Origin of the sequence: Paenisporosarcina indica, from assembly GCF_001939075.1 — a bacterium.
In the GTDB taxonomy this organism is placed as follows: Bacteria; Bacillota; Bacilli; order Bacillales_A; family Planococcaceae; genus Paenisporosarcina; species Paenisporosarcina indica.
In genome coordinates this window covers 843584-868483 of sequence record NZ_MPTA01000001.1, presented here as the reverse complement: position 1 = coordinate 868483, position 24900 = coordinate 843584, and the positions used below count along the sequence as shown (strand labels likewise).

The 24900-nt window shown below is 35.0% G+C and carries 26 protein-coding genes and 3 pseudogenes; 20 read left to right on the top strand and 9 right to left on the bottom strand.

Annotated elements, in window-relative coordinates:
• Positions 1–377 precede the first annotated feature (377 nt).
• Both GY23_RS04135 and GY23_RS04130 read left to right on the top strand, forming a co-directional pair.
• On the top strand, positions 378–770 hold the full coding sequence (locus tag GY23_RS04135; RefSeq protein WP_075617920.1) for a hypothetical protein: 393 nt from the start codon (positions 378–380) through the stop codon (positions 768–770).
• Between the two features lie 138 nt (positions 771–908).
• Entirely contained in the window at positions 909–1175 is a 267-nt protein-coding gene (locus GY23_RS04130) for a hypothetical protein (RefSeq protein WP_075617919.1), read from the top strand.
• 78 nt (positions 1176–1253) lie between these two features.
• Here GY23_RS04130 and GY23_RS04125 read toward each other — a convergent pair.
• From GY23_RS04125 to GY23_RS04110, 4 genes and pseudogenes are all read right to left on the bottom strand, one after another.
• Positions 1254–1373 (bottom strand): annotated as a pseudogene (locus GY23_RS04125) (IS3 family transposase); the annotation flags it as partial.
• Between the two features lie 220 nt (positions 1374–1593).
• The gene (locus tag GY23_RS04120; protein WP_075617918.1) at positions 1594–2217 is read right to left on the bottom strand and encodes an FMN-binding negative transcriptional regulator; all 624 of its coding nucleotides are present in this window, start codon (positions 2215–2217) and stop codon (positions 1594–1596) included.
• Positions 2218–2240: 23 nt separating this feature from the next.
• The gene (paiA, locus tag GY23_RS04115) at positions 2241–2759 is read right to left on the bottom strand and encodes a spermidine/spermine N(1)-acetyltransferase (RefSeq protein ID WP_075617917.1); all 519 of its coding nucleotides are present in this window, start codon (positions 2757–2759) and stop codon (positions 2241–2243) included.
• Positions 2760–2784: 25 nt separating this feature from the next.
• Positions 2785–3237 carry a MarR family winged helix-turn-helix transcriptional regulator gene (locus GY23_RS04110; RefSeq protein ID WP_075617916.1) on the bottom strand — a complete coding sequence of 151 codons (453 nt, stop codon included), beginning with the start codon at positions 3235–3237 and terminating at the stop codon, positions 2785–2787.
• A gap of 392 nt (positions 3238–3629) precedes the next feature.
• Between GY23_RS04110 and GY23_RS04105 the strand changes: the two genes are divergently transcribed.
• From GY23_RS04105 to GY23_RS04065, 8 genes are all read left to right on the top strand, one after another.
• Entirely contained in the window at positions 3630–3980 is a 351-nt protein-coding gene (locus GY23_RS04105) for a nuclear transport factor 2 family protein (protein ID WP_084543962.1), read from the top strand.
• A 409-nt stretch (positions 3981–4389) separates the two neighbouring features.
• Positions 4390–4782 carry a YciI family protein gene (locus GY23_RS04095; RefSeq protein ID WP_075618233.1) on the top strand — a complete coding sequence of 131 codons (393 nt, stop codon included), beginning with the start codon at positions 4390–4392 and terminating at the stop codon, positions 4780–4782.
• 573 nt (positions 4783–5355) lie between these two features.
• A complete protein-coding gene (locus GY23_RS04090) occupies positions 5356–6057 on the top strand; it encodes a hypothetical protein (protein ID WP_139311067.1) in 702 nt (233 codons plus the stop codon).
• A 508-nt stretch (positions 6058–6565) separates the two neighbouring features.
• On the top strand, positions 6566–7351 hold the full coding sequence (locus GY23_RS04085) for a hypothetical protein (protein ID WP_245827564.1): 786 nt from the start codon (positions 6566–6568) through the stop codon (positions 7349–7351).
• Between the two features lie 521 nt (positions 7352–7872).
• Positions 7873–8220 (top strand): winged helix-turn-helix transcriptional regulator, encoded by a 348-nt coding sequence (locus GY23_RS04080; RefSeq protein WP_075617912.1) that lies wholly within the window; start codon positions 7873–7875, stop codon positions 8218–8220.
• A gap of 279 nt (positions 8221–8499) precedes the next feature.
• A complete protein-coding gene (locus tag GY23_RS04075; RefSeq protein WP_075617911.1) occupies positions 8500–8778 on the top strand; it encodes a hypothetical protein in 279 nt (92 codons plus the stop codon).
• A 469-nt stretch (positions 8779–9247) separates the two neighbouring features.
• On the top strand, positions 9248–9655 hold the full coding sequence (locus GY23_RS04070; RefSeq protein WP_139311066.1) for a hypothetical protein: 408 nt from the start codon (positions 9248–9250) through the stop codon (positions 9653–9655).
• A gap of 555 nt (positions 9656–10210) precedes the next feature.
• Positions 10211–10558, top strand: coding sequence for a hypothetical protein (locus GY23_RS04065; protein WP_075617909.1), 348 nt, complete (start codon positions 10211–10213; stop codon positions 10556–10558).
• A 28-nt stretch (positions 10559–10586) separates the two neighbouring features.
• On the opposite strand, the gene GY23_RS04060 is transcribed toward GY23_RS04065, so the two are convergent.
• From GY23_RS04060 to GY23_RS04045, 4 genes are all read right to left on the bottom strand, one after another.
• Positions 10587–11150, bottom strand: a complete 564-nt coding sequence (locus GY23_RS04060) for a hypothetical protein (protein WP_075617908.1) — start codon at positions 11148–11150, stop codon at positions 10587–10589.
• Between the two features lie 464 nt (positions 11151–11614).
• Positions 11615–12202: a hypothetical protein gene (locus tag GY23_RS04055; RefSeq protein ID WP_075617907.1), complete on the bottom strand. Its 588-nt coding sequence runs from the start codon at positions 12200–12202 to the stop codon at positions 11615–11617.
• A 598-nt stretch (positions 12203–12800) separates the two neighbouring features.
• Positions 12801–12899, bottom strand: a complete 99-nt coding sequence (locus GY23_RS19010) for a JAB domain-containing protein (protein WP_161487562.1) — start codon at positions 12897–12899, stop codon at positions 12801–12803.
• 1342 nt (positions 12900–14241) lie between these two features.
• Positions 14242–15333, bottom strand: coding sequence for a CotH kinase family protein (locus GY23_RS04045; protein WP_425434962.1), 1092 nt, complete (start codon positions 15331–15333; stop codon positions 14242–14244).
• A 205-nt stretch (positions 15334–15538) separates the two neighbouring features.
• Here GY23_RS04045 and GY23_RS04040 point away from each other — a divergent pair, with 205 nt between their 5' ends.
• From GY23_RS04040 to GY23_RS04030, 3 genes and pseudogenes are all read left to right on the top strand, one after another.
• Positions 15539–15979: a CotG/ExsB N-terminal domain-containing protein gene (locus GY23_RS04040; protein WP_425434956.1), complete on the top strand. Its 441-nt coding sequence runs from the start codon at positions 15539–15541 to the stop codon at positions 15977–15979.
• A gap of 698 nt (positions 15980–16677) precedes the next feature.
• Positions 16678–16991 (top strand): annotated as a pseudogene (locus GY23_RS17775) (recombinase family protein); the annotation flags it as partial.
• 124 nt (positions 16992–17115) lie between these two features.
• Positions 17116–18009 (top strand): GNAT family N-acetyltransferase, encoded by an 894-nt coding sequence (locus GY23_RS04030; RefSeq protein WP_075617905.1) that lies wholly within the window; start codon positions 17116–17118, stop codon positions 18007–18009.
• A gap of 930 nt (positions 18010–18939) precedes the next feature.
• Here GY23_RS04030 and GY23_RS04025 read toward each other — a convergent pair.
• Positions 18940–19215, bottom strand: coding sequence for a transporter (locus GY23_RS04025; RefSeq protein WP_075617904.1), 276 nt, complete (start codon positions 19213–19215; stop codon positions 18940–18942).
• Between the two features lie 204 nt (positions 19216–19419).
• On the opposite strand from GY23_RS04025, the pseudogene GY23_RS19005 reads away from it, so the two are divergent.
• The 7 genes and pseudogenes from GY23_RS19005 to GY23_RS03990 form a co-directional block, all read left to right on the top strand.
• Positions 19420–19838 (top strand): annotated as a pseudogene (locus GY23_RS19005) (IS110 family transposase); the annotation flags it as partial.
• Between the two features lie 437 nt (positions 19839–20275).
• Positions 20276–20773, top strand: coding sequence for a C40 family peptidase (locus tag GY23_RS04015; RefSeq protein ID WP_084543956.1), 498 nt, complete (start codon positions 20276–20278; stop codon positions 20771–20773).
• A gap of 507 nt (positions 20774–21280) precedes the next feature.
• Complete coding sequence (lepB, locus tag GY23_RS04010; RefSeq protein WP_075617902.1) at positions 21281–21841, top strand: signal peptidase I; 561 nt, start codon at positions 21281–21283, stop codon at positions 21839–21841.
• Between the two features lie 335 nt (positions 21842–22176).
• A complete protein-coding gene (locus GY23_RS04005; protein WP_075617901.1) occupies positions 22177–22590 on the top strand; it encodes a YhfM domain-containing protein in 414 nt (137 codons plus the stop codon).
• 138 nt (positions 22591–22728) lie between these two features.
• Positions 22729–23022 carry a 3-isopropylmalate dehydrogenase gene (locus tag GY23_RS04000; protein WP_075617900.1) on the top strand — a complete coding sequence of 98 codons (294 nt, stop codon included), beginning with the start codon at positions 22729–22731 and terminating at the stop codon, positions 23020–23022.
• A gap of 92 nt (positions 23023–23114) precedes the next feature.
• Entirely contained in the window at positions 23115–23279 is a 165-nt protein-coding gene (locus GY23_RS18180) for a hypothetical protein (protein WP_161487561.1), read from the top strand.
• A gap of 487 nt (positions 23280–23766) precedes the next feature.
• Complete coding sequence (locus tag GY23_RS03990; RefSeq protein ID WP_075617899.1) at positions 23767–24234, top strand: GNAT family N-acetyltransferase; 468 nt, start codon at positions 23767–23769, stop codon at positions 24232–24234.
• Positions 24235–24900 lie beyond the last annotated feature (666 nt).

Below are 24900 nucleotides of genomic sequence, written 5' to 3'. Positions count from 1 at the left end.
CTACTTTCTTATTCTTCTAGAAAAAAATAGACAAAATTAAAAGACACTAAATTAACAATTAATAAAGATAAAGAAACAAGAAAAAAAGGATAATATCTTGGCTGATAAGAAATTGAGTAATCTTAGAAAACGGGTCGATGAATCAAAGAAAAACAAGTCGTAAAAAATGAGTAGCTACTGGCATTTAGGTTCTTATTTCACTAACGTGTGCTTAATTTGAAGATTATTGAGCTGCTTAGACAGCTCTTTCTTATTGAACTAACGCAGCAGGTTAGTTGAAGATGGGGTTATCCTATAAATCGGATTTCTTATTACATAAAAGGGAAGGTAAGTGAAAGATAATAAAGCCAAAGCCAAAGACAAGGGGGAATAACTAGATGAAAAGGATATTTGGTCTTATTTTTTTTATTGCGTTCGCTTTAGTTGGATGTGGATTAGAAACAAAAACACTTCCCCAGTTTTATGAGAAAGACCTTGCTGATGTAACTAAGATAGTGATAGTAGATGGGAGTACGGGGTATAAAAAGACAGTCACAGAGAATGAGATAATAAAGGAATTCTTAGGTGAAATAAAAGATATAAAGTTCATTCCAGAAGAGAATCAAGAAAAAAGAGTGGGTTGGCGTTATTCAATTACTGTTTTCCAAGATGACGAACAAACTTTCCAGTTCGGACTGAACGAAGTGAATGAAAATTACTATTATACTGAACCAGATATTCATCCAATCGTTGACAATTTTTATGAGCATCTTGAAGTGCGAGAAGAATGATTATTTCCTTTTTCAACTAACGTGGTGCTTTAGTTGAAGATCAGATCTGCTTAGACGGCTCTTTTTCTTATCGAACTAACGCTGCAGGATTGTTTGACAAGGGATATGAAAGTGATGGTAATAAGGGGCGTGTGAAAATTGAAAAGTTATTTCAACGTTGCATCGGTAATAATATGTGGATTTGATATAGTGGTTTACACTTTATTTTTCAACGGAATTAATTTAGTTCTAGATGAAGTATTCTTTCCTTTAATGATAGGTGGTTCATTTATTGGGTTTATTCTTTCGTGGTTTGGAAATAAAGGAGTTACAAGAAATATGGGTATTTTCGGAAATACTTTTGTTCTTTTATTTACAGTAATTGGTCCACTCATGGTGCGTGCTTTTATATGGAATACACATTAACGAACAGTTCACTAACGGGTGCTTTAGTTAAACACGACCATCATTTTGTACTGAACCCCAAAAGTTAGACTTAAATATTTAAGCAGCTAGTTGACTGGTATGGAGACGGTATTCAACCGGGCTCATGCCAGTCAATTTTGCTTTTATCCGTTCATTGTTATAGTAAAAAATATACTCAATCACTGCTTGCTTCAGCTCTTCAAAAGAGCGAGATCATAACGGTCGATAAACAACAACCAAAGTGACATATCAGAAGGAAAGAAACTTCGTAAGACGTTTCTTTCCTTTTTAGGTTCGGAGAAGTGTACTTTTACGAACAACTTTGAAATAAGTTCATGCATAGTAAAATAAAAAAACGATGATTTTTTATAAAAGATTATTTTCAAAACTATAGCTTACTTTTATTTTCAGGGTGGGCTTACAGTTGATTTTTTAATCTCTTTTGCATTAGTTCAGCCAAATGTTTCGAATCTGGATTTTTTTCATTTTGTAATTGCTCAATGATATTCGCATAATCCTTTTCATTTCGGTTCTGGCTTAATTTATAGGCAGCCTGAATTTCTCCTACCTTGATCTTAAATCCAACTATCCCTTTCAACTCTCTTTCCAATAAAGAAGGGGAGAGCTTATCCCATAGTATAGGATTATCACGGTGTTTCTCGTATTTTTGCAGCAACCTTGTCAGGTCCTGTTTCAACTCTTCCTCTTCTAAAATATAAACTGTGCCATATACATGGACAGCTTGGTAGTTCCATGTCGGGACATTTTCCTGTTCATACCAAGAAGAGGAGATATAAGCATGCGGTCCCTGAAACGTAACCAATACATCTCCACAGGTTTCGAATGTTCTCCACTGGGGATTCCCATAAGCCATATGGCCCGTAATATAGTAAGCATCTTCTTCTTTCATCAACTGCAAGGGCAAGTGAGTCGCAATGGGTTTCCCTTTTTTTGTGGTGATGAGCGTTCCAAATGAATTCATTTGAACAAATTCCCGGATTTCGTCAAAATTTGTGACCTTAAAATATTTAGGAATATACAAGATAATCCGCCTTTCCAAAAAAGTTAGATGAGTGTTTTGGTCATGATCAAGTCTACTTGTTCTTCATCGCCCATATAAAAAGAGTGGGCGCCAGTTTGAACAAATCCCTTCTTCTGATAGAAAGCAATGGCGTTTTCATTTTTTTCCCAGACGCCAAGCCAGATTTTCATTTTCTTCTGTTCCATCGCAATTTCCATCGCTTTATTAAGTAGATGCTTGCCAAGCCCATGTTTTTGGAACTTCTTCTTTACATAAATTCTCTCGATTTCAAGTGATTCATCGCCCATTGCTTCCGACTGGGCGTTATCGGTATTAACCTTGAGGTATCCAGCGACTTCATGATTAATATACACAAAAAAGAATTGTGAAGAACGATTGGCTAATTCTTGTTCTAATTGTTTCAAGTTGAATGCCCTTTCCAAATAGTCATTTAGGTGTTCAGGTGAATTCTGATCCTTGAATGTCTCGCTAAATGTGTGAACACTAATTTCTTGAAGTTCACGAGAATCTTCAAGGGTACACTGCTTTATAGTCATCGTCATTTGAGTAGGTCGCTCCTTCATCTGATTAATAGTTTCTCTTGTTTCCCTTTTTTACAAATTCCCAGTCCTTTTCAACATTTTTCCTGATTCGCTGCAGAAGATCGAAAGTGATTTCTGCTTCTTTTTCGGAAAACCCCTCTAATGCAACGAGATTGGAATAATCATTTTCTCTTTCGATGAACGGGTACACGGTTTGCCCTTTCTCCGTTGGAAAGAGTCTTTTTATCTTTTTGTTGTGTGGATCTTCTTTCTTCTCAATAATGCCGTTCTTTTCAAGTTTTTGGATAGCACGTGCTGCTGTGGATCGGTCTACTTTTATCATCTCCACTAACTGTTCCTGAATGATTCCCGGGTTCTCACATATTCGCACAAGGTACAAATACTGCCCCTTGGTAAGGTTGATTTCCTTGAATTCTATATTGCTTATCGAATCCAATGCCCTTGCTATCATGCCAATTTCACGCAGAATCGCTCTCATAAAAAACTCCTCAGTAAATTTTTTTGTTGCAAATACAATAAAAAGTGATATAAATTGAATTTACTCCATCTTTGTTATATTTGCAATAAAAAGATTAATAGGTCAATTAAAAGTCTATTTAGGAGGGCTGATACTTAATTTCTTCAGCATCCTATTGGAAAAGCATTAGATTGTATATTAACAAACTCCAGAACGTTACCAAATTAATCCATGCAGGGAGAATTAGAACTATATAATGGGTAGCAGTAATAGACCGTAACTATTGAACAATAAAAAAACCCAGCAATTCTGTTAAAACAAGGTTGCTGGGTTTCCTCAATTTATATGTAATATAAAGCATAAGTATGATATGAGTTTTATCTTGAAGTTACAGATTTCTTTGAGAACCTCTAGTGTATTGTTCAATAAATGATTGTTGGGGTAAGTGGGAATGTAATGGATTGTGGGAGTGGCGAAAGTCTGTAGAGAGTTGGTTTCAGGAGCTATCAGAAGAAGGTGTAGATTTAAAAGTAACGTTCTCTGACATGTCGATTGAAAAAGGTGAATCAGTGGCTTTTGCGAAATGTGCGATTACCTTTTCAGCGTATGCTCAATCATCGTCTGAAAAACTTCGCCAAATTACAAATCGATTTACGTTTGGGTTATGCAAGATGAATGAGTCTTGGCAAATTGTACACGAACATTCTTCCTTACCAATTGATCCTGCCACGGGAAAAGGTATGTTTCATTTGAAAAATGTCTGAACAAATGTGGTTGATTGTATTGGGCAGTAACACTTATTTGTATGTATACTTGGGAAATCCTTTAAGACATCATCCTTTTTATGAGATAGTTTATGATTTTATTCAATTCTCAAAGCTGGTGCTATAAGACAGGAAGTACTTTGGATAATCGTTTTACTAAGTGGCCCAAAGATATAAGGCGTCAAATGATTTACCTCATGGCTAAAATCATTTGGATGGACTATGAGAACTTTGTTATTCAAATGGGTGATAGTACACAAGAAGCGTTGTATCACTTCCCTAATTGGTATCATGAAAGTATCCGCCAGATTTATATTACCATTATGTGAATGGCGACACCTCGGGTGACATTATCATTGAAAGAGGTCAATTAGTGGATTTGCCTTTAAAAATGAAGGAGGAAATTTTTATGCTGTTTATGATGATTGTCAAAGCCTCGAATAATTCGGAAGCTGGAAAGCTCCCGAGCTCTGAGCTCATTGAAGCCATGACGAAGTACAATGAGGAATTAGTTAAGGCAGGCGTGCGGGTTGCGGCTAAAGGACTTCATCCAAGTTCAAATGGGATTCGCCTTTCGTACCCGAAACCTGGGGGAAAGCCGGTGATGATGGATGGCCCATTTACGGAATCGAATGAATTGATTGCAGGATTCATTCTGATTGATGTGAAGTCTAGGGAAGAAGCCATCGAGTGGGCGATGCGGATGCCGGACCCGCAAGGACAAGGGGAAGGTCAGATTGAATTGCGACAAGTATTTGAGGCGCTGGAGCTGCCCAAGAATGCGGAAATGTTGGCCAAGTAAGCGGAATTACGCGAGAAATCTGAGAAGGGAAGGGGATCGTGACCCCCTCTAGACAACTTGTATTAAAAACTAACAGCCACACCATATTTTAACTTAAGCAAAATCCTGAATGGTTAATTTTTAACACTGATTTTACAGGAAAAGTTTTGAACGGCATAAAACTGATGGAAGGATCAGCGTTTGTATTAACCCCATATTAATTGTCTAGCTTGAACAATTATTATTTAATGCAGGATCTTTTGATCAAGAACTGAAGCTAATTATTGGTTGGCGGCTCTTGTTTCTTATTCCACTAACGGGTGCTTTATTTTAAGATCTTCTGGCTGCTTAAACAACTCTTGTACTTATTAAACTATCGCAGTAGGTTAGTTCAATATTAAAATGAATCTAACAATCGCATATGAAATAAGCAGATGATTTCCCCTGCCTATTCTGAAACAAAAGTTCATGTGTTTTCTTGGTCTTCTGACAAGTTCGCATCCACAGTTAGGTCATATTTTTCCAATCTTCTACGCAGCAGGTTAGTGGAATAAACAGTCAACTATTGAGAACACTAAAATGAGGTGTTTTCTTTTGAGAAAAGTTCTTATTTTAATTATTGCTATTTCTCTTTTTGCTGTTTTAACCAAAGCTAATGCAATGATAAATGAATATGATGAAATTGCTGAGTCTGATAAAGTGGGTGTTACCCTTTATGCAAAAAAGATGAATGGATTATTTACTGATTTTAAAATTGATTTTCAAGGTGTCATCCTTTCAAAACCTTACTGGATGAACACAACAAATCCTACTTGGTCTCCTGAGATTATCTATGAGGATATCAATCGAGATGGAAAGAAAGAACTAATCATAATTTTGACTAAAGGTACTGGTACTGGAGTTTTAGAACGGGAAGTTCATGTTTTTCAAATACAACAGCAAAGATTCGATAAGATCGAGATTGAGGTGCCAGTTGAGGTGCTTGTTGATGATCCAATAGCGATATTATTAAAAAACGTAAAGACCGAGTTAACACCGAACAAAGCAAGTGTAAGTATTGGTGACAAGAAATATACAATTGATATTAATCCTTTGGGTATTCAACCAAAACATTTATTTGGTGATGTATACTTTGGTAATATTATCAACTTTGAAATAAAAGACAATCAACTTATTGCGAAAATCGGCGGACAAATCTCTCCAGCTGGAGGATATATTGGTGATATTCAAATTACCTATAAATTCAAAGATAAAATGTATCAAGCAAAATCAATTGAATTTAAACCCTCTGAATAATGTGTTGTTAAACTAACGGGTGCTTAGTTAAGAGAGCAACGTCTTTTAAGACGTTGCTCCTTTTGCATTTAAAAGTACTTCTGATAATACTCATTTAGCCTTCTGCTTAATTGAGCGTATATTCGGTTGGCTTCACTTCGGAAAAACGATTTCATAAAGCGGATACGATGTGCAAGACTGGCTGGTTTAAAATGCCTGCCCGATATAGCAAGATATTCCCTCAGTGGATTTGTATCTAGCAATTTCATCTCTACAGACTTAAAATAACCAATTAGTAGCAAAGAATGTAATCGGTAGGCCTTAATATTTGCAGTGATAAACACTCTATTCGTTTATCCGCTTCAAACGAAGCCCATGCTTTTGACAGTAACAATTCCATTCCTCCTGAAAAAAGTAAGATTAAAGGGATTATTACCAACTTAATAGAATTACAGATATATTGAGTGATGTTACTAACGCAGCAGGTTAGTTGAAGAACAATATTATATTTTGTAACTTTTTTTATGAAATGACCGACTATTATCATAAAGGGGTGAACAATATCAATAAAAATATCGAATTTTCTATTTTTACATTTATTCTGGTATTAATATTAGTTGGCTGTAGTGATAATGATAAAAAAGTTTACAATACTACCGCTGATATTGATGAAAGTACAACTCAAAATACGCCTGTAGTCTCTAGAGATAGCAGTACAGATAGTCCTACAAACACAGTAATTACGTCCAGCACGGAAGAGAATATATTACAGGATTCCCCCGAATATGTAGCTAATAATGAAGGGGAACTATCTTTTCAGGATTCTGAAACGGCTTTTGAAATGTGTGTGAGAGCGCTGACTGACTATTTTAAAGCGGTATGGAACGGCTCGGCAATTGAATTGGATACATTTATCGATAACGAAAACCTTAAACAGTATACGCAAAAGAAAATTCAATCCCAAAATGATTTGTATTCAGCATTTACTGATTCTAAGGATGAGGTGCAAAATATTGAGGTAGGCGCTTGGGAAGTGGAGTATACGGATGATGTGGATGGAAGTTTTCTCTATTTAAAATTACCTGCGGAAATTAAAAAGACTGTAGGTAGTTATGGTGAAGTCATTGAATTTCTCGTACGTAATGTAAACGGCAAGTTAGTCATTGTTGATTGGTATACTGGTGCAAAAGATAGTTATGATTTCTTGGTGCGCGGAGAAAATCTAACGATTGACAACCCTAATATTTGGAATGATAGTGAATGGGTAAAGAAGTTAAATAATAAACAGATGGAATTTTCAGGCTCAACTCGATAGTTAGTTATTTACAACTAACTTAGCAATCAAAGTTAGTTAATGAAAGCCCAATATGAGACTGGCTACAAAACTAATTTCTCTTTTTAAACTAAAGGGTGCTTTAGTTCAAGATCATGGTGTTTCTTAGGCACTCTTATTTCTAATTGAACTAATGCAGTAGGTTAGTTGAAGAACGTCTTTAGATCTTATTCAACAAAAAATAAGGCCAGATTGTTGAACAACATCATAGAGATTGTGAATATTTACACTTAATCTAACAGTCAGATTTGTTTAAGAAACAATAAGGTTGATACAAATAATAATTACTAGAGTAATTGTTGGCTGGTACAGTCTTCAATAACGTCTCTACAACTTTGGCACCTAATTTTCCTGTTGCTCCTGTTATTAATAATTTCATTATTTATCTTTCCAATCTTTTGTTTGATTTTTAAGCATATTCTAATAATATAGTGTTAGACATTTTTTTATAAGTAGTTATATTTTTATAACCTAGTCACAAAAATAGTACCATTAAGAATATTATGGCACGAAGTCGGTTCGTCAGTGCACCGCCAGAGGAACAAATGGAGCTTTGTCCAGTTATGCAAGCTCAAAACATAATTGCAGGAAAGTGGAAAATAGTTATCCTATGGAATTTAAGCACACAGACAAAAAGGTTTAATGAACTTCAAAGATTATTACCTAATATTTCAAAGGGAATACTGACGCGTCAGTTGAGAGAATTGGAAGATGATCAGTTAGTTCACCGAGAAGTATATAAAGAAGTTCCACCTAAAGTAGAATACTCGTTAACACCTTTAGGACAGAGTTTTATTCCTATAATTGATAATATGGGAGAGTGGAGTAAAAAACATTTAAAGAGTAAATAAAAAAGTAATCCAATATCAACAAAACAGGTGGGTTTTTGAAGTAACAAAAAAAGCCCAATTTCTCAGGATTTCTATAATAAAAACAATGTTTGTGAAGAAATGTACTTAAACTAACTGGTGCTTTAATTAAAGATCATGGGATTGCTTGAGCCGCTCTTTTTCTTGTTGAATTAACGGGGCAGGTGAGTTCATAAAACTGTTACTATATATGACTATGAGCGTATATTTTACAAAGAGTGATAAGAAAAGAGAAAAAATAAGTGAGGAGGATTTAAAAATTTGGAAAAGAGAAAAGTAGGATACATTTTAGGTGTTACCTCTATATTACCTGTGATAATAAGCATCATTGTTTATTATGCACAAAGAGGACCAAACTCTGATATTTATTTTATTATCAACATTTTTGGCATTTTATCATTTATAGGTATTATATTTGCTATATTCTCTTGGAAAATGTCTAAACAACTTATTCTTTTAATTGTCGGCTTAATAGGAAATGTATTTGTTTTGACTGTAGCTTTTCTTTTACTATTAGCAATGGGAATTAGCGAACCATAAATCTTATTCAACTAACGGGAGCTTTAGTTAAAGTTTCTTAGGTAGCTCTGTTGACATTTTGAACTAACGCAGTAGGTGTGCGGCCGAGCCGAGGTCGTATCATATAGCGGATGGGATTCCCGTCGAGGAAGAACTAGCCATTCACTCATAGCGAGTCTTGGAGGGCTAATGGTAAAATTAGCCTTTAAGCGTAGACAGTTAGGTGGCGGGCCGAAAGCCGTTTGCGTAAATAGCGCAAGCACGGTTCTGTGAGGGGGAGGGACACAATCTACCAAGGTAGAGAGGTTCCCTTCTACTCGACTAGTTGAAGAAGAATGATTAAACCTTTATGAAAAACTAATGACACATTATAAAAGTGGAATACTTCTAGGATCTAATGAATAAGTGAAATATATTATACGAGTGTATGTGAGGAGGAACCTGTATTGCTAAATGGTTATTTACCTTAGTTCTTATTAGCGTTTGTTTATTGGCTTGTTCTAATGATAGCCTTAAAGGAGGTAAGCCACCAAAGGTTTTAGTTGAGATTGGAAATGAAACATATGAAACGATACTTGGTACCTATTGTTGGAAAGATACCTGTGTAGATACTGCTGATTCAATTGAAATTTTAGAAGGCACAGAAACCATTAAGGTTAAACCGGGGGAGACTATTTCATTTGTGATGGACTATGAACCGCAACCAAGTGAAATTCACCTTTCGGAGTTTAGAGAAAATCAGATAACGGTCGATATTGAGGCTATTGATAATCATTTCACCGCACCTACGCAAAAAGGGACTTATTATTATTCCTATGGAGTTTGGTGGATGAAAGAAAAGGAAGAAAACGTTTCTAATGGTGATGCTTTTTATGCCTTCGTTTTAGAAGTAAATTAACTCTTCTTCTACTAATGTGTGCTTTTGTTGAAGATCATCGGGCTGATTCAGCATACACTTGTTGAACGTAACAATTCCATTAAGAAAAATGGTAGTGAAAGGTTTTAAGGAGATAAGTTATTAAATGAAATATAATTACAATTTAAAAGACCCTTCAAAAAAATATATTGACGTAGTAGAAAAAGGTTTTTCTTTGTATGGTTTATTTTCGAAGAAGAAGAATTAGCTAGTGGATTTATATTGATAGGCTATGTATATCAAGTAACAAATTGATGAATTCATAACTAAAATAACGGGTGCTGTAGTTAAAGATCATGGGCTGCTAAGGTAGCTCTTTTTCTTCTTCAACTAACGGGGCAGCATAGTTCAATAAGATTTTTGGTTTAGATGGTAACATGTTTATGGAGGAGTTAAATGGGTAGTTTTTTCATAATACTTATGGGCTTTTTTATCGTTAATGCAAATATTATTGCGTTTGTATTTTACAGAAAAAAGAAAAATCTATATTTTTCTGCTTTACAATATTAATACTAGCAGTCTTATTTGGTGCATTCGGTGTTATCAAAAGCCATTGAAGTGATGATAGCCTGCCACGATAGTTTCGTTGCGAATAGAGTCGTTCAATTTTGTGGTGGTTGGGAATGTATTAATAAAAAAATTAAATCATATTTTTATAATTTAAATATTACTCAAAACCCAAGGGATCTAGATAGCAACGGAGAATTGAGCCAGTTGTTGGAACTTTTACGTTTAATATTTCAAGGATACATAAATAATCCTGAATTATGGATTCCAATTATTAATGGTTTAGTTAGGCAACGAGGTGAGGTAGAAGGAATACCAACCCATTTCTTAAATCATATGACTGGTGGATTAGATAAAAGGGAAGGCGTCTGTCATTAAGACACTTTCCCCTCATCTTTGGTATTGGTTAACCCACACGTAAAGCTGTAAGTGTGCTCAATCCTTCTAAGAACAAACAATCATAAGAATTGTGATCTTCAAGTTCTACTCGAACCGTATAAGTTACATTCCTTTGTTCGCTAAGAATAGTATCTACTTTTGCGAATGGTACTTGTGTTAAATCGTCATGGCCTTCTTTGTCAATTTCAAATTTTTGAGTAAGAATAGTTTTCTTAATCCCATTACCAACTCTTTTCGTAATGGTTAATTTAACGTCTACTGCAAAATTGTTGTCATTATCGAACCCAACAACACCACTCAACCACACTTTGTCACCAAAACATAGTTTATCAAATGTCACTTCAAGAATCTCTTGAGAGCGCTCTTTTACTCGCTCATGTTTAAAGTCTTGCTCGTCATTTTGAAGTTCAACCTTATCTTTAGGTCCTTTGCATTTGTCACAGTCAGATTTCTTTTCAGAACAATCATGGTGTTTCTTTTCTTCCTTGCACTCCACTGTAATCTCTACTTCACAACATTTAAAGCAATCACAGCCTTTTTTCTTCACCCATTTTTTGTCTAAATGCCCCATCTATTTTCACCTCCATTCGTCGGATTGTTGATGGACGTTGTTTTCTCCGTCCCATTCAATCCGTAATTGACTTACTTTAATAACATATTAAGAGATTGAAAGTTTCTCTAGGCAGATAAGTAATTTTAATAGATTTTTTCTATTAATTTTGTTTTGGGGTAGTTTTCGGGGCTATTGTTCCAGTGTTTTTTGGTCAGGGATGCAATATTGGCAACAAAAAAAGCACCACTTAAGTGATGCTTTTGATAGTCTTGCTTATTCAAAATAGTCTTGTTGACAGTATAACAATCTAGTTTCTAGATAACCGCGACTATTATAACGGGGCAGGTTAGTACAATAAGAAATCAAATCAGAATTATTACGGCTTGTAGGAAATAGAACAGGGTTGTAATATACTAACTGTACATTCAAGAAAAGGGAAGGTGTCTATCATTAAGACACTTTCCCCTCATCTTTGGTATTGGTTAACCCACACGTAAAGCTGTAAGTGTGCTCAATCCTTCTAAGAACAAACCGTCATAAGAATTGTGATCTTCAAGTTCTACTCGAACCGTATAAGTTACATTTTTTTGTTCGCTAAGAATAGTATCTACTTTTGCGAATGGTACTTGTGTTAAATCGTCATGGCCTTCTTTGTCAATTTCAAATTTTTGAGTAAGAATAGTTTTCTTAATCCCATTACCAACTCTTTTCGTAATGGTTAATTTTACGTCTACTGCAAAATTATTGTCATTATCGAACCCAACAACACCACTCAACCATACTTTGTCACCAAAACATAGTTTATCAAATGTCACTTCAAGAATCTCTTGAGAGCGCTCTTTTACTCGCTCATTTTTAAAGTCTTGCTCGTCATTTTGAAATTCAACCTTATCTTTAGGTCCTTTGCATTTGTCACAGTCAGATTTCTTTTCAGAACAATCATGTTTCTCTTCCTGACGACAATCATGGTGTTTCTTTTCTTCCTTGCATTCCACTGTAATTTCTACTTCATGACATTTAAAGCAATCACAGCCTTCTCTCTTCACCCATTTTTTTTCTGAATATCCCATTTATTTCACCTCCTTTCGTCGGATTGTTGATGGACATTGTTTTCTCAGTTCCATTTAATCCGTAATTGACTTACCTTAATAACATATTAAGAGATTGAAAGTTTCTCTAGGCAGATAAGGAATTTTAATAGATTTTTTCTATTAATTTTAGTTTTGGGATAGTTTTCGAGGCTATTGTTCCAGTGTTTTTTGGTCAGAGATGTAATATTGGTAACAAAAAAAGCATCTCTTAAGTGATGCTCTTGATAGTCTTGATTATTCAAATATAGTCTTGCTGACTGTAAAACAATCTAGTTTCTAGATAATCGCGACTATTACAACGGAGCAGGTAAGCACATTAAGAAATCAAACCAGAATTATTACCGATAGTATGAAATAGAATAGGGTTGTAATATGCTAACGGCCACTTTTAGTAATTGGCTTATGTCTTTTACCTTCAAAGCTGAGGTCGCTGAAAATGATATGTTGTTATGCTGCGTAGAACATTAAACTGGCATTCTTTCATATTACTCCTCTTATTCTTTTTTCTTATATCAACTCTTGTTCTTTCAACGAGAGGCCATCGTTGAGATGAATGACGATGATGGAATTAAAAACCTCAATACCCTCTATATACACATGCTTCTTTCAACCGTCGGTTGGCTTCAATTTCCTCAGAAGAATACTGGCAGTTACCAGATGGGTGGTTATGTGCCACGATGTTGCTATCGGCGTTATTGAGGATGGCGGATTGGATGTATGATGCTGGCTATTCAAGCTTTCGACATGGTAACGATGAACGGCTGTAATTTCATTTTTGACGTTGAGGCAAAGGACCAAAAACACTTCACGGTCTTCCTCACCTAACAGGGCTTTGACAAATTTAATGGCATCCTTGGATGTACCTCCTTTTGTGTTGTTCGCCGGGCGGTAAATGTCCCAAAAGGGATAATTTTTTGTCTTTTGATACGCAGGGCGGACACATCCCATAGCCGACCAGTCAAGGGTCCCAGCGCAAATAGTTTTTCAGCTGAAAATGTGATTCAAAAAAAAATTCGCCTCTTTACTGTTGTCTTTCACTTTCAGTCGGCTCCTGTATGTGGTGGAACAGGGGGCGAACGCCTAGGAATCTGACCTTGTTTCTGGTTTAGACAGGATCGGAATGTTTACGATCCGGAGGACAAAAGCAAAAAATACACTAAAAAAGGTAGCCGTATGGCTACCCTCCATTTTTCAGTGTCACTATGGGACTGATTTTCACTGCTCGTTCCTACGTCCATAAAAGAACATGAACCAATAGCATGTAAGCATAGCTGTACAGTTCTGGTTATCGGGCTTTTTAGAGGGTAGGGGCATTTGTGACGAGCCTTATTAAAAATAAGCCATAGGATGAATTACATAAACGATTAAAATCAAACTACTTATTGAAAACACGCCAAACCAGAAAAAACCGAGTCAACACTCTACTGAATTCATACATTATTCAAACGGAAATAACCGATATAAAAACTACATGCGTTTAAAGTTGATTGGAATGGACCATTCGATAAGGGAGGAAACTCGGTCGTACACAGCAGCATGCAGTTTCAGGTGGAATAAAACATTGCGCAAAATATATAATATACAAAAAATGATTTAAACTGACAAACCAATTGTATTTTCACAGTAATTTGCAACTAGCCATGACATCTTTTGATGCCTTGGCAAAAACTTATGTGAAACTGGAATATGAACAATTATATTCCCTCCACGAGAAGGTAAAAGCTTGGCTTTCAAATGGAAAAGAGTAATTGAGAATAGAAATAGGATGAGGAAGGGAGCATTCAAAAACGATGCTCTTTTTATGATTATTTATACTGGCATTTCCAAAAGAAGAGCTTTTAGAGATCTGGGAATCTTTGAATTTAGGTTATTTTAATTTTAATTCCATTACTGATATCAAGACATAAAATCTAATAAAACTGCAAGGAGCATTTTTGGTAATTCAGGAAATTTGATTTAGCAAGAGAACCCCCTTTTATCAAATGGAAAGGGGGGAGTTCTTAAAATGATGCAACCACTTAATCTAATGTATCTAATTTTCTTTTTATATAATTTGCCCGTGCTTCTATAAAATTCAATATATACTCCGGTTCCTTATCAAATAAATGGATATCATCTTTTTTATAAGGATCTTCTTGAATATAAGGTCTTATCAAATCATGCAGACCTTGTATTTTTAGTTTCAAATAGTCTACCTTAAATTGGTTGTTTAATATAACTTCTAGCAAGTCTTTGTATTGACCGCGAAATGTTTTCACGTCGAGAATCCTTGCAGTTAGCGTATTAAATCCTTCAATTCGTAAATAATCTTCCTCCATCACTATCCCGTTTAAATCTCTTCCCCATGTTGCATCGTAATCCCAGGGGATGATTTCATATAGTTTTGTTTCGCTATTTTGGTATAGTGCGTAATTATGAACAAAACCATCGAAATTTTGGGTGAAAACAATGCCAGCCAACCATCGGAGATACTGATCAACATTTAGGTATTTCACAATTTCTTTTTCAAAATCAGCTCTTGAAATGGTATTAATTTTAATAATCATTTCTTGTAAATGAATTTCATCTTGTTCTGTCCCATATTTTTTTTCATAGCCAAGCTTAAGCGATTTTTTCACCTCTTTATCAAGATCACTCATTAACGAAAAGTTAGCATCGCCGTCAACTGCATAGAATATAGGTCCCTTCGGTAGTTGTCGATTTGCTAGGAAATACTCATCCACTGATTCTAATTCCAAGTATAGCCCCTCATTTTTCCCATTCAATTTTATATTCACAAATTGAGACTTTGGCGACAAGCACCCTATTTCATTGAAAAAATCGAGCGATAATTTATTTCTCAGTAGAGAAGGATCTTTATACTCTGCGTTCACATGAATTTCTTTGGCATTTCTATAAGTACTAGGTTTGTAAAACGAAATGTGATACGACTTCTTTCGAAACTCCCGAATGTGGGAGCCACGATACGCAATATCGATCTCATATTTCTTTTTGTTTATCGCAAGCTTTGCGGAAACCGGATCATCTAACCAAATATCTTTTCGAAGTTCCCTTAAGTCGATTGGATGAATATAAAGCTGATATTCAGATATTTTCATGTCATTATCCACGAGAATTCGTCCTTTCATTTTATAATATTTTTATGAAACTAGTTAAAAATGTCACGCTAAGAAACGAAACTAAATTTTCTTTTTAAATTGTATGCGTTTGTCTCTATCATTTTCAGTATAATTTCGTACCTTACTATAAGGGAAAGAAATGTGCATCAGCACAAGTTTAAATAGAATTTAATCTACCTTCTTTCTCTAATTAAAGATGAAGGGAGGACTGAATATGTCACAATTTGCTTTTGATGGTATACAGAATGCGTTTGAAATGGCTAACTCCGATGGATTATGTCACTTCATGTTTCAGGAGCCTTTTAGTAACGAACGATGCTCAAACAGAAGACGCCGTAGCTCGCGTAACCAACGACGTTCGAACAATAATCGGAACCAACGACGTTCGAACAATAATCGGAACCAACGATGTTCGAACAATAATCGGAACCAACGACGTTCGAACAATAATCGGAACCAACGACGTTCGAACAATAATCGGAACCAACGACGTTCGAACAATAATCGGAACCAACGGCGTTCGAACAATAATCGGAACCAACGGCGTTCAAACAATAATCGGAACCAACGGCGTTCAAACAGAATTCGGAACCGACGATGCCCTAGTTGGAACTTTTGGAATGACGAGATGTATTAAAAAATCTTCGGGGCGATTTTTCGCTATTTGAAGAATATCTCACTTTCTTTTCTTTAAGAATTATTGAGTGGGGCAGTATTAAAAAGTTAACTAGTTTTTACTAGTTAACTTTTTTTATGCACAAGGGACTTAACACTTTTTAACTTCCGTACAGCATAGGCTATGTAGAAGTAATGAAACGGCTTAGACTATGACCCATTTTTGGGATATTTGCCTGGAACGATTAGTGTTTCACAAATCGCCACCTATACAGCCACTATCCAATTAGCAGCTGGAACCTTGTTTCTTGACCTTTAACGGATAATTTTATGTCTTCTGCTGTACATGCAGCATACAATACTGTCCAGCGATCGAAGAGAATGAACATCCATTGAACGATGTTGTTAGATTAATTGGAAAGCAACTGCAAAACCGCCGCTATTAGTCGAATTTTTTACAAGAATCCAATTTACCGAGTTTATATCCAAATGAAGTGATATTTGATCCAAAAGCCAGGATTTCTTTAGATAGTACAAATTTCTTCACAATATTTTTATAATGAGTAAAAACAATAATAATGATTATCGAAAAGAAGAAGAAAAGATAGAACTTAATAATATTAAAAAGATGTTTAATGACTAAATCGTTGTTGGGCTAACGAGTGCTTTAGATTAAGATGACATTATTTTGGGAAAAGGAAAATTATTAAACAATGAAGAAGCGTCCAATATGCTCGCCAAGGAGATATCATCGTTGTATGGCGATTAGATCGTCTGAGTCGAAACATGCAAGACCTGTTTGACCTAGTCAATAACTTGAATGACCAAAGTATTGGGTTTCATGGTCTTCAAGAAAACCTGACTATTGATTGAAGCAATGCTACCGAGTGGCGGCTAAAGTACGTGGGCGTCTTGGCGCACGTCTTGAGAAATACGGAGTGAAAGATATTGAAATGATGAAAGCACTTATTGATGGAGGCACTCCAATCAAAGATGTGGCAGGTTACCCTTTCATTTTAGAGTGGGCTTTATAATATTTAAAATTGCATATAAAAAAATTGCCCTGTGGGATATAATTGAAGTGGTTTAAATATCGGGATGGCAGAAAAATAAAGCATTTCTATTTAATTGATAGACAAAGTGAAGGAGGGGCGGTTCATGAATATTGAATATTTATCTGAAGCTAGATATTCAGATTTTATTGATTTCTGTATAAAATACAGGAATGAGGTAGATGATTCATTTCTTTATGAGGCAGACCTAAAAAACTTTCAGCCTGATAAGGACAATCCAACATATATTGTCTTAAATGACCAATCAAAAATTATCGCTGGGGTTTCTCTCATTAAGGATTCATATTTTAAGAGAGGAAAAAAGGGACGCTTTCGGATTTTTCACTCTGTAGAGCCTAACCTAAATATTTACATGCTGATGCTCCAAAGTATAAAGGCCCACACAACAGAAACAAACCATGTCTTTCTTTTTATTCAAGAAGACAATTTTGTCGTCCGGGATATTTTTCATTCGATGCAGTTCAATATTGAGCGTTACGCCTATTTTCTTACAAGAGAAGCCATGGATGTCGCACAACCAAACTTACCAAATGACTACTCTTTTAAAACCTTTGAATTTAATAAAGATGAGGAAGACTATCTTTATGTGCGAAACAATGGTTTTGCAACACTTAAAGGTTCAGAGACGCCTCTGACAGTCGAAGAGGTTAAGAATATGGAGAATAAAGAAGATTATTTAGAAGGTGGAATCTTTCTTCTTTATCACCAAGAAAATCCGATTGGGGTCGTACGCTCAACTAGAGAGTTTTACAATAATGAATCTGTGTTAAACATTGGTCCTTTAGCTCTCATCCCTGAATATCAAGGAAAAGGATTAGGACGTCAGTTATTGAGAAAAGCTCTTGAATTCGGAAAAAGCATCGGACTTCCAAAGGCGGTTTTAAGCGCAAATGCGGATAACGAACGAGCGGTTCATCTATATACTAAAGAAGGATTTAAAAAGGAAGAATCGATGGTTTGCTATAATTATAATCTTTAACCTTACTCGGTCTGTATTATTTTTCATCCTCTGTGTTGCAGCGTTTTTTTGTGGTATGGATGGCTAACGGGTGCGATGATCCAAGAAAGATTAACGCAAAAAGAATGGAAATTGATGGAATAAATGAGAATGAAGTTGTTTTCATACGAGTTGAATCTAAATAAAGGGCTTTTGAAGAAACGGGATGAAATAGATTGGAGTGTTGATTCTGGAAGGGATTAATGCTCTTTTTGTTGGACTTCTCTAACTCCCATGATAATTAAAAAATGCTCAAAATTAATAAATTACATAACAAAAGAGACTCAGAGAATGCTTTATTAAAAGGATATAAAAGAAAAGGTTGATTTACCGTAAATTACTGTTCAGAAAATCTTTATATATAAATTTAATATTCTATTTGGATATTTACGTTAAGATAAATATTAGATTATGAAGAATTCCACTTAAACTAATGATTGATTAGTTCCATAAGCATTTGAAGAAAAGCTATCCATACAGGATAGCTTTTTCTTATTACCTACAAGTATTCGTAAAAGTGTGCGTTATAAGAGAGCGTTCATAATAAAGTGATTTAGACTATATAGGAACACTTCAAATCCGTCCGTATAAGTGTACTTTAACGAACTTCGAGTTTCACTTGGCTTGTCATTACTTTTTGAATTTTTCGCGTTCGGCAATCTAATTTGGATATTTACTGTATATTAATATGTTCTGAACAAATGATCAGCCGCAATGATTGGTTTTTACTTATTCAATAAACGGGTGCTTTAGTAAAGAACATATCGGGCTGACTATTTTACTGACGGGTCAGGTTAGTGAAATAATTGATACTAATTTTAATGGATTATATCGCTAAAATGTATATTCAACTTAAGCTTATTAAAAAAGAAAAAGCCTTGAGGATTTTTATTACCAAAAGGTTTTTGGATTTTAGTAAAGAGTAGGAGTAGGTGGACAGGCGACAGCGTCAATAATTCTAGGGTCAATTCCGTAGAATTGCCAGAAGGCACCGTTCCATCTATATCCAGTTACTTCACCATATTCCACGCGTGTTGGGTAAAACCAGAATTGATCGCCATTTCTAAGCCATACATAAGTGTTTTGATATACACAGTCAATGATATAGGAGACAGAAGGTTTTGATGGTATGAAAGGTGGGGGAGGGGATTGTGGAGACATTGTTCCTTCGGGTTGGAAAAATCCCATGTTATTTCACTCCTTTAAGTTAGGTTCTCAGCATTATATGTTGAAAAGAAGTAAAAGGATTGTTTGACTGGACTATTAACTAAAACTAACGGGGCAGCATTCCTGTTTGAAGGATGTTTGGGTTTATGAAAGAAAAAAAGCCTTCTAGTATTGATGTGAGTGTCAACGACCATTGACCCATCATCTAACAAGGAGGACTTCTCTATGTTTAAATGCAATGAAAAAATTAATCAAGTGACTGAAAATACACTCGTTGTCGGTATGGATATTGCCATGTGTGTTCATTGTGCGAGCTTTGTCGATGAACGAGGGTGTGATTGAAAAAGCCTTTGCGGTACATTAATCAAAAGAATGCTTTGAAAGTTTGTATGAAAAGATTCGTCAAACGATGAAGGAGGCTAAGAAAACAGACGTTATCATCGGAATTGATCCTAAGCCACTATTGGATGAACTTGGCCTATTTCTTAGATAATTGTGACATTCCACTCGTCATGGTGAATCAAATGCACGTCAAACGTTCAAAGGAGCTGGACGATAATTCACAAACTAAGAATGACAAAAAAGATGCGTTGGTCATCGCACGCTTATTGAAATATGGACGTTTTAGCTATCCACGTTTGTTGAATTTCCACTACCTTATGAGGTAGTCTTTTTATTGTCTGAGATATTTCACGCAGTTTTTAGGAATAGCAAGGGTAGAAACACAGATTAACCTTACATTATTTTTAGACAATAAAGGCATGACTCCCAAGTGCTTCGTAACTATCAAAAAATACATCTTCTGAGACGTTGAGCCAACCTTCAAGCGGGTTCATAATATGTACTGTTCCTTCCATGCGGACTTCGGGTTTTTAAAAGATTAAAATACTACTCGATATAAAAAAAGTGATGTGATACTAAAACATTTAATAATCATTGATTGTTGCAACAAAGTCAGAAAGTGTAATCACTTTGTTACGTAAATGTAAAATTAAATAGGTTTGTATCGTGGTAAACTGAGTTTAGTTAATTTTTCAGAAAAATTCAGCTTAGAGCTATACATCGGAGGATTTCACTTTATATGAAATTACAGTCACAGTTGCTTAAGAGCATTTCAATATTAACATTAGCATCGTTCATCTTTTTAGCTCCATTTTCAAATCAAGCAGAAGCTTCAAGTATTAGCGCAAACAAAATCGTCTCGACTGCAAATCAAGTAATGGGTACCAAGTATGTTTGGGGTGGTACTACAACAAAAGGCTTTGACTGCTCAGGATTTATTGGGTATGTATATAAAAAAGCTGGCGTTGCCTTACCAAGAACAACTGCTGGGATGATCACTGTCGGTACTTCAGTTTCAAAAAACAACCTTAAAGCCGGAGATTTGGTATTCTTCAACACTTCAGGTAAAGGTGTATCTCACGCCGGAATTTACATTGGAAACGGCAAGTTTGCACATTCTTCATCCAGTAAAGGTGTTTCTGTATCGAAATTAAACGATCCTTACTACTGGGGTGCTAAATATATGGGTGCTAAGCGTGTAGCAAAAGTATCTCAAGTAGCTTCAGCAAAAAAATAAACTTACATTTCCAAACGTCTTATCGCAAACTATCATGCGGTAGGACGTTTTTTGTTTTTAGAAGTATGATCAGCCCAAGTAGCAATCCACTAACCCGTGACCAACTGCTGCCAGGGATAGACCCTTATCCTAAGGGAATTGTCTAAATGGTGTTATACCGTTTATTTAATTGATATGATGTTTGGGCTGTTTGTAACTCATAGCATTTTTGCTATATATATCAAGCAATCCAAGGTTTATTCTTGCGCGTTCATTTTGAAAAGAATGAAAACTAAGGAAGGTAGGCGAGTGAATGGTCATCACATTTTTAGTCCTTTTAAGGGCAAAGAAGTCAAATTAGGGGAACGAGTCGAGGGCTATCCCAATTGTATCATTTTTGAAATTCGGATATGGGGATTTATGTTAACATAATATCAAGATTTTGAAGGCTTCTACATAAACTAAAAGGGGCAAGTAAGTATTACAAAAGGTATAATGAGAAATATAACCAATTCAGGGGGGCAAACGATGGAACAAACTAAAAAGGAAAAAAATGAGTTTTTGGAATGGTCAAAAGCATTAGTAATTGCTTTTGGTCTTGCCTTGCTAATTCGATATCTTTTATTTACGCCGATTGTAGTTGACGGTGAATCAATGATGCCAACTCTTGAAAATGGTGACCGTATGATTGTTAATAAGATTGGCTTTGAAATAGGAGAAATAGAAAGATTTGATATTGTTGTATTTCATGCCAATGAGAATAAAGATTACATTAAACGTGTAATCGGATTGCCTGGAGACTCTCTTGCTTATAAAAATGACCAGCTATTAATAAATGGAGAAGTTCTTCCAGAACCCTATTTAGATAAGTACAAGGCAGAGATAAATTCAGGAACCTTGACAGAAAATTTTACACTTGAAGATTACACTCAAATGACAGTAATTCCTGAAGGATATGTGTTTGTCATGGGTGATAATCGAAGAAATAGTACAGACAGTCGAGAAATTGGTCTAATATCAATAAGTGAAATAATAGGTAACACAAATGTTGTTTTTTGGCCGCCCAATGAAATGGGACTTATTGAGTAATATGAACGAAAAATAATAAAAGACCTAGATTATTAAACAAATGCTTGTATATCCTGTGTAACTACCTGTTGGTTTTTGTGTAAAAATGGACAGTAAAAGAGATGGGCTTGGAGATATTTTTCCAAGTTCATTTTTTTCTATAAATATACCGAGAATTTAAAATGAGGCAGGCAAATATCTTTTTAGGGTTAAATGATTAGCATTTCTTCTTCAACTAACGAGTGCTTTACTTTCATTAGAATTTGGCGTCTCATGTGAACTAATACAGTAACGATGATTCAACTAACGGGGCAGGTTGATTCAATAAGAAAATAATAATAAAGGGGCAAAGCTGCTTGAAAAAAATACTACTACTTTTTTCTCTCCTTGGTGTTCTGTTAGTTAGCTCGGGGTGTGTAAATGAAATGATAGGGCAAAAAATAACTGTGCAGAAACGAACAGGTGAAGAAAATATTTTTGAAGACTTCAAAGAAGTCACTCAACGAAAACAGGTGACTAAAGCGATAGATGTAGTGAAAAATGCTAATTGGGAAAATGAAAAAGTAGAAATGGAACGTTATGCTGACTACCAATTTCAATTTCCATTTAAGAATAGCAGCGAAGACAAAATAGCATCTTATTTACTATGGATTAGCCCAAATGGTGAAAATCTAGAGATAGTTACTAATAGCGATAGATATGTGAGATTAACAAAGCACGATTCAGCAGACCTATACACAATTTTAACAGGAGAAGAATTAACAAAATAATTCTCTATCTTCGTATACTCTTCAACTAACGGGTGCTTTACTTTCAGAAGAAGTAAATCCATTTTTCTTAAAGCAACGGAATAGTTCAAAAAGTTTTTTGGTTTTAATGGTAAAATATGTTTATGGAGGAGGAGTTAAATGGATAGTTTTTTCATAATACTTATGGGCTTTTTTATCGTTATTGCAAATATTATTGCGTTTGTATTTTACAGAAAAAAGAAAAATCTATATTCTTCTGCTTTTACAATATTAATACTAGCAGTTTTATTTGGTGCAATCGGTGGTGCATTAGCGATATTTACTATTCGCGATCCTTTTGCAGTGTTTTATGGCATGCAACTAGCGTACTATTTAATGATAAATAGTGTGATCGTTTTTATTATTGCAGTTTTAGCAACCGTCGTAAAAAAATATAACAGCAGAAACATGTGATTCACGCTTATTAAATTAACGGGTGCTTTAGATGAAGATCGACGGGTTGATTAAGAAGTACTTTTTATTATTAATTAAGATGAGGGGTACCAATGAAAAAACAATTTAATAACCAAAATCGTATGTTAGAAAGTTTTGGTGACAATTTTCTTGTGATTTGCCCAAATTGCAGTAAACAAACAAAAGTTTTATCACTTGGAGAACACCAACCTTCTCAAATAGACGTAACCAAAAGATTTACTTGTTTATACTGCTGATTAACCAAGGATACTGTCCCTAAGAAAAATAACTTCAACCAAAACAAAATATTATATGATAAGACTTTTAAATAAGGTTTAATTAACATAGGTGGATCATTTGATTGGTATTTTGGCTATCCTCTTCTCTTACAAATTACTTTCCGGGAACATACTTTGTGGTCATATAACCTTGAACATCTTCAATATCTCAACAGCTATATTGAAGATGAACTGAGCGAAAATCATCCGTATTACCTAAGCGTGGAAAGTAGGTTACCATTATGGATGGAGTCAGCAAAAAAACGGGATTTAATTCTTAAAGCAATTATAAAATTAGAACAAGTGACAAAGTGAAAATAATATGTTTCGCCTTAATTAATTGTGTAAGGATTTTCTCATATTTAACTAACGGGTGCTTTAGTTAAATATGACCAGAAGGGTAAATTTATATAAATAAACTTTTAATATTGTACCCAATACAAACGTTCTTTTTGGAGGGTGAATAATGCAGCTATATTTTTACGATGATAGCTTCAATCATTTAATTAAACAATATAAATTAACTGAAGAACAACTCCGATTTACAAGCACACCTAATGAATGCATTAATCTTTCAAATGAGGATTTAAATCGGAGTTCAATTTTAGCTTTAGAAAATGAGAAGCTCGTTACTTTCTTTGTACTACATAGAAATGATGGTGTAAAACCATACTCCGATAATCATAAATCAATATTAATAAGAGCTTTTTCAACAGATTATCGTCATCAAGGTAATGGATATGCCAAAAAAGCTTTAATGCTACTACCTGATTTTGTGAAGAAACATTTTAGAGATATTAATGAAATTGTATTGGCCGTGAATATAAAGAATGAAGGTGCACAAGGATTATACAAGAAGTGTGGATATATTGATGAAGGTACAAGAAAGATGGGGAAAAAAGGAGAACTTATTATTATGAGTTATTATTTATAAACTCAGATTGCACTGTAGACCACCACATTAAATTAGTGATGTTTTACCGCTAACGGGTGATTTAGTCAAGTTGAGCAACGTCTTTTAAGACGTTGCCTCTTTTTACATTTAAAAGTACTTCTGATAATACTCTTTCCTTAACCTTCCGCTTAACTTAGCCTATATCTTGGTGGGTCACTTTTATCATGACCCATAAGACTTTGTATGACTCAATAGGAGCTCCATTATTTGTGCGCACTCATTTTATGTGGCTGTCTTGCTGTTACAAAGATTGCTGAATTATGGTCATTACGGCTTTCCATATAGCGTTTAAGTCATATGTCACAACGTGTGTATTAAAATAAACTTTCCTCTCCTTATCGCCTTTTCCTCTATCGATCGCGGATTGATTGGATCAATTAATATGGTTCTTTTCTTACGAAACTATTTCTCCAATTCGACAGCCGATAGAAAACATGAATTCAAAAACCGCTTTTCCATTGTGGAATAATAGGATTCACAAAGATGGTCAATCTCCCGTTCGGTTAAATACTTTGGAATCAGCTTCCCTACTTTGGGTTCTTTAATTTTGGAAGTTGATTCTTACTCAGGTAGTCTTCTTCATGGGACCAGCATACACTTACAACTTCGTCATTTACTAGTAAGCAATCGGGGGATAAACGCGAT

Bases quoted from the DNA above. Each gene is read 5' to 3' on its own strand.
- GY23_RS04095 (WP_075618233.1), top strand. From the start codon at position 4,390: ATGCTGTTTATGATGATTGTCAAAGCCTCGAATAATTCGGAAGCTGGA.
- GY23_RS04025 (WP_075617904.1), bottom strand. From the start codon at position 19,215: ATGGGATTTTTCCAACCCGAAGGAACAATGTCTCCACAATCCCCTCCC.
- GY23_RS04110 (WP_075617916.1), bottom strand. From the start codon at position 3,237: ATGAGAGCGATTCTGCGTGAAATTGGCATGATAGCAAGGGCATTGGAT.
- GY23_RS04085 (WP_245827564.1), top strand. From the start codon at position 6,566: ATGACCGACTATTATCATAAAGGGGTGAACAATATCAATAAAAATATC.
- lepB (WP_075617902.1), top strand. From the start codon at position 21,281: ATGGAACAAACTAAAAAGGAAAAAAATGAGTTTTTGGAATGGTCAAAA.
- GY23_RS04135 (WP_075617920.1), top strand. From the start codon at position 378: ATGAAAAGGATATTTGGTCTTATTTTTTTTATTGCGTTCGCTTTAGTT.
- GY23_RS04000 (WP_075617900.1), top strand. From the start codon at position 22,729: ATGGATAGTTTTTTCATAATACTTATGGGCTTTTTTATCGTTATTGCA.
- GY23_RS04040 (WP_425434956.1), top strand. From the start codon at position 15,539: ATGAAGGGAGGACTGAATATGTCACAATTTGCTTTTGATGGTATACAG.
- GY23_RS04055 (WP_075617907.1), bottom strand. From the start codon at position 12,202: ATGGGATATTCAGAAAAAAAATGGGTGAAGAGAGAAGGCTGTGATTGC.
- GY23_RS03990 (WP_075617899.1), top strand. From the start codon at position 23,767: ATGCAGCTATATTTTTACGATGATAGCTTCAATCATTTAATTAAACAA.
- GY23_RS04030 (WP_075617905.1), top strand. From the start codon at position 17,116: ATGAATATTGAATATTTATCTGAAGCTAGATATTCAGATTTTATTGAT.
- GY23_RS04060 (WP_075617908.1), bottom strand. From the start codon at position 11,150: ATGGGGCATTTAGACAAAAAATGGGTGAAGAAAAAAGGCTGTGATTGC.
- GY23_RS04015 (WP_084543956.1), top strand. From the start codon at position 20,276: ATGAAATTACAGTCACAGTTGCTTAAGAGCATTTCAATATTAACATTA.
- GY23_RS18180 (WP_161487561.1), top strand. From the start codon at position 23,115: ATGAAAAAACAATTTAATAACCAAAATCGTATGTTAGAAAGTTTTGGT.
- GY23_RS04080 (WP_075617912.1), top strand. From the start codon at position 7,873: ATGGCACGAAGTCGGTTCGTCAGTGCACCGCCAGAGGAACAAATGGAG.
- paiA (WP_075617917.1), bottom strand. From the start codon at position 2,759: ATGACGATGACTATAAAGCAGTGTACCCTTGAAGATTCTCGTGAACTT.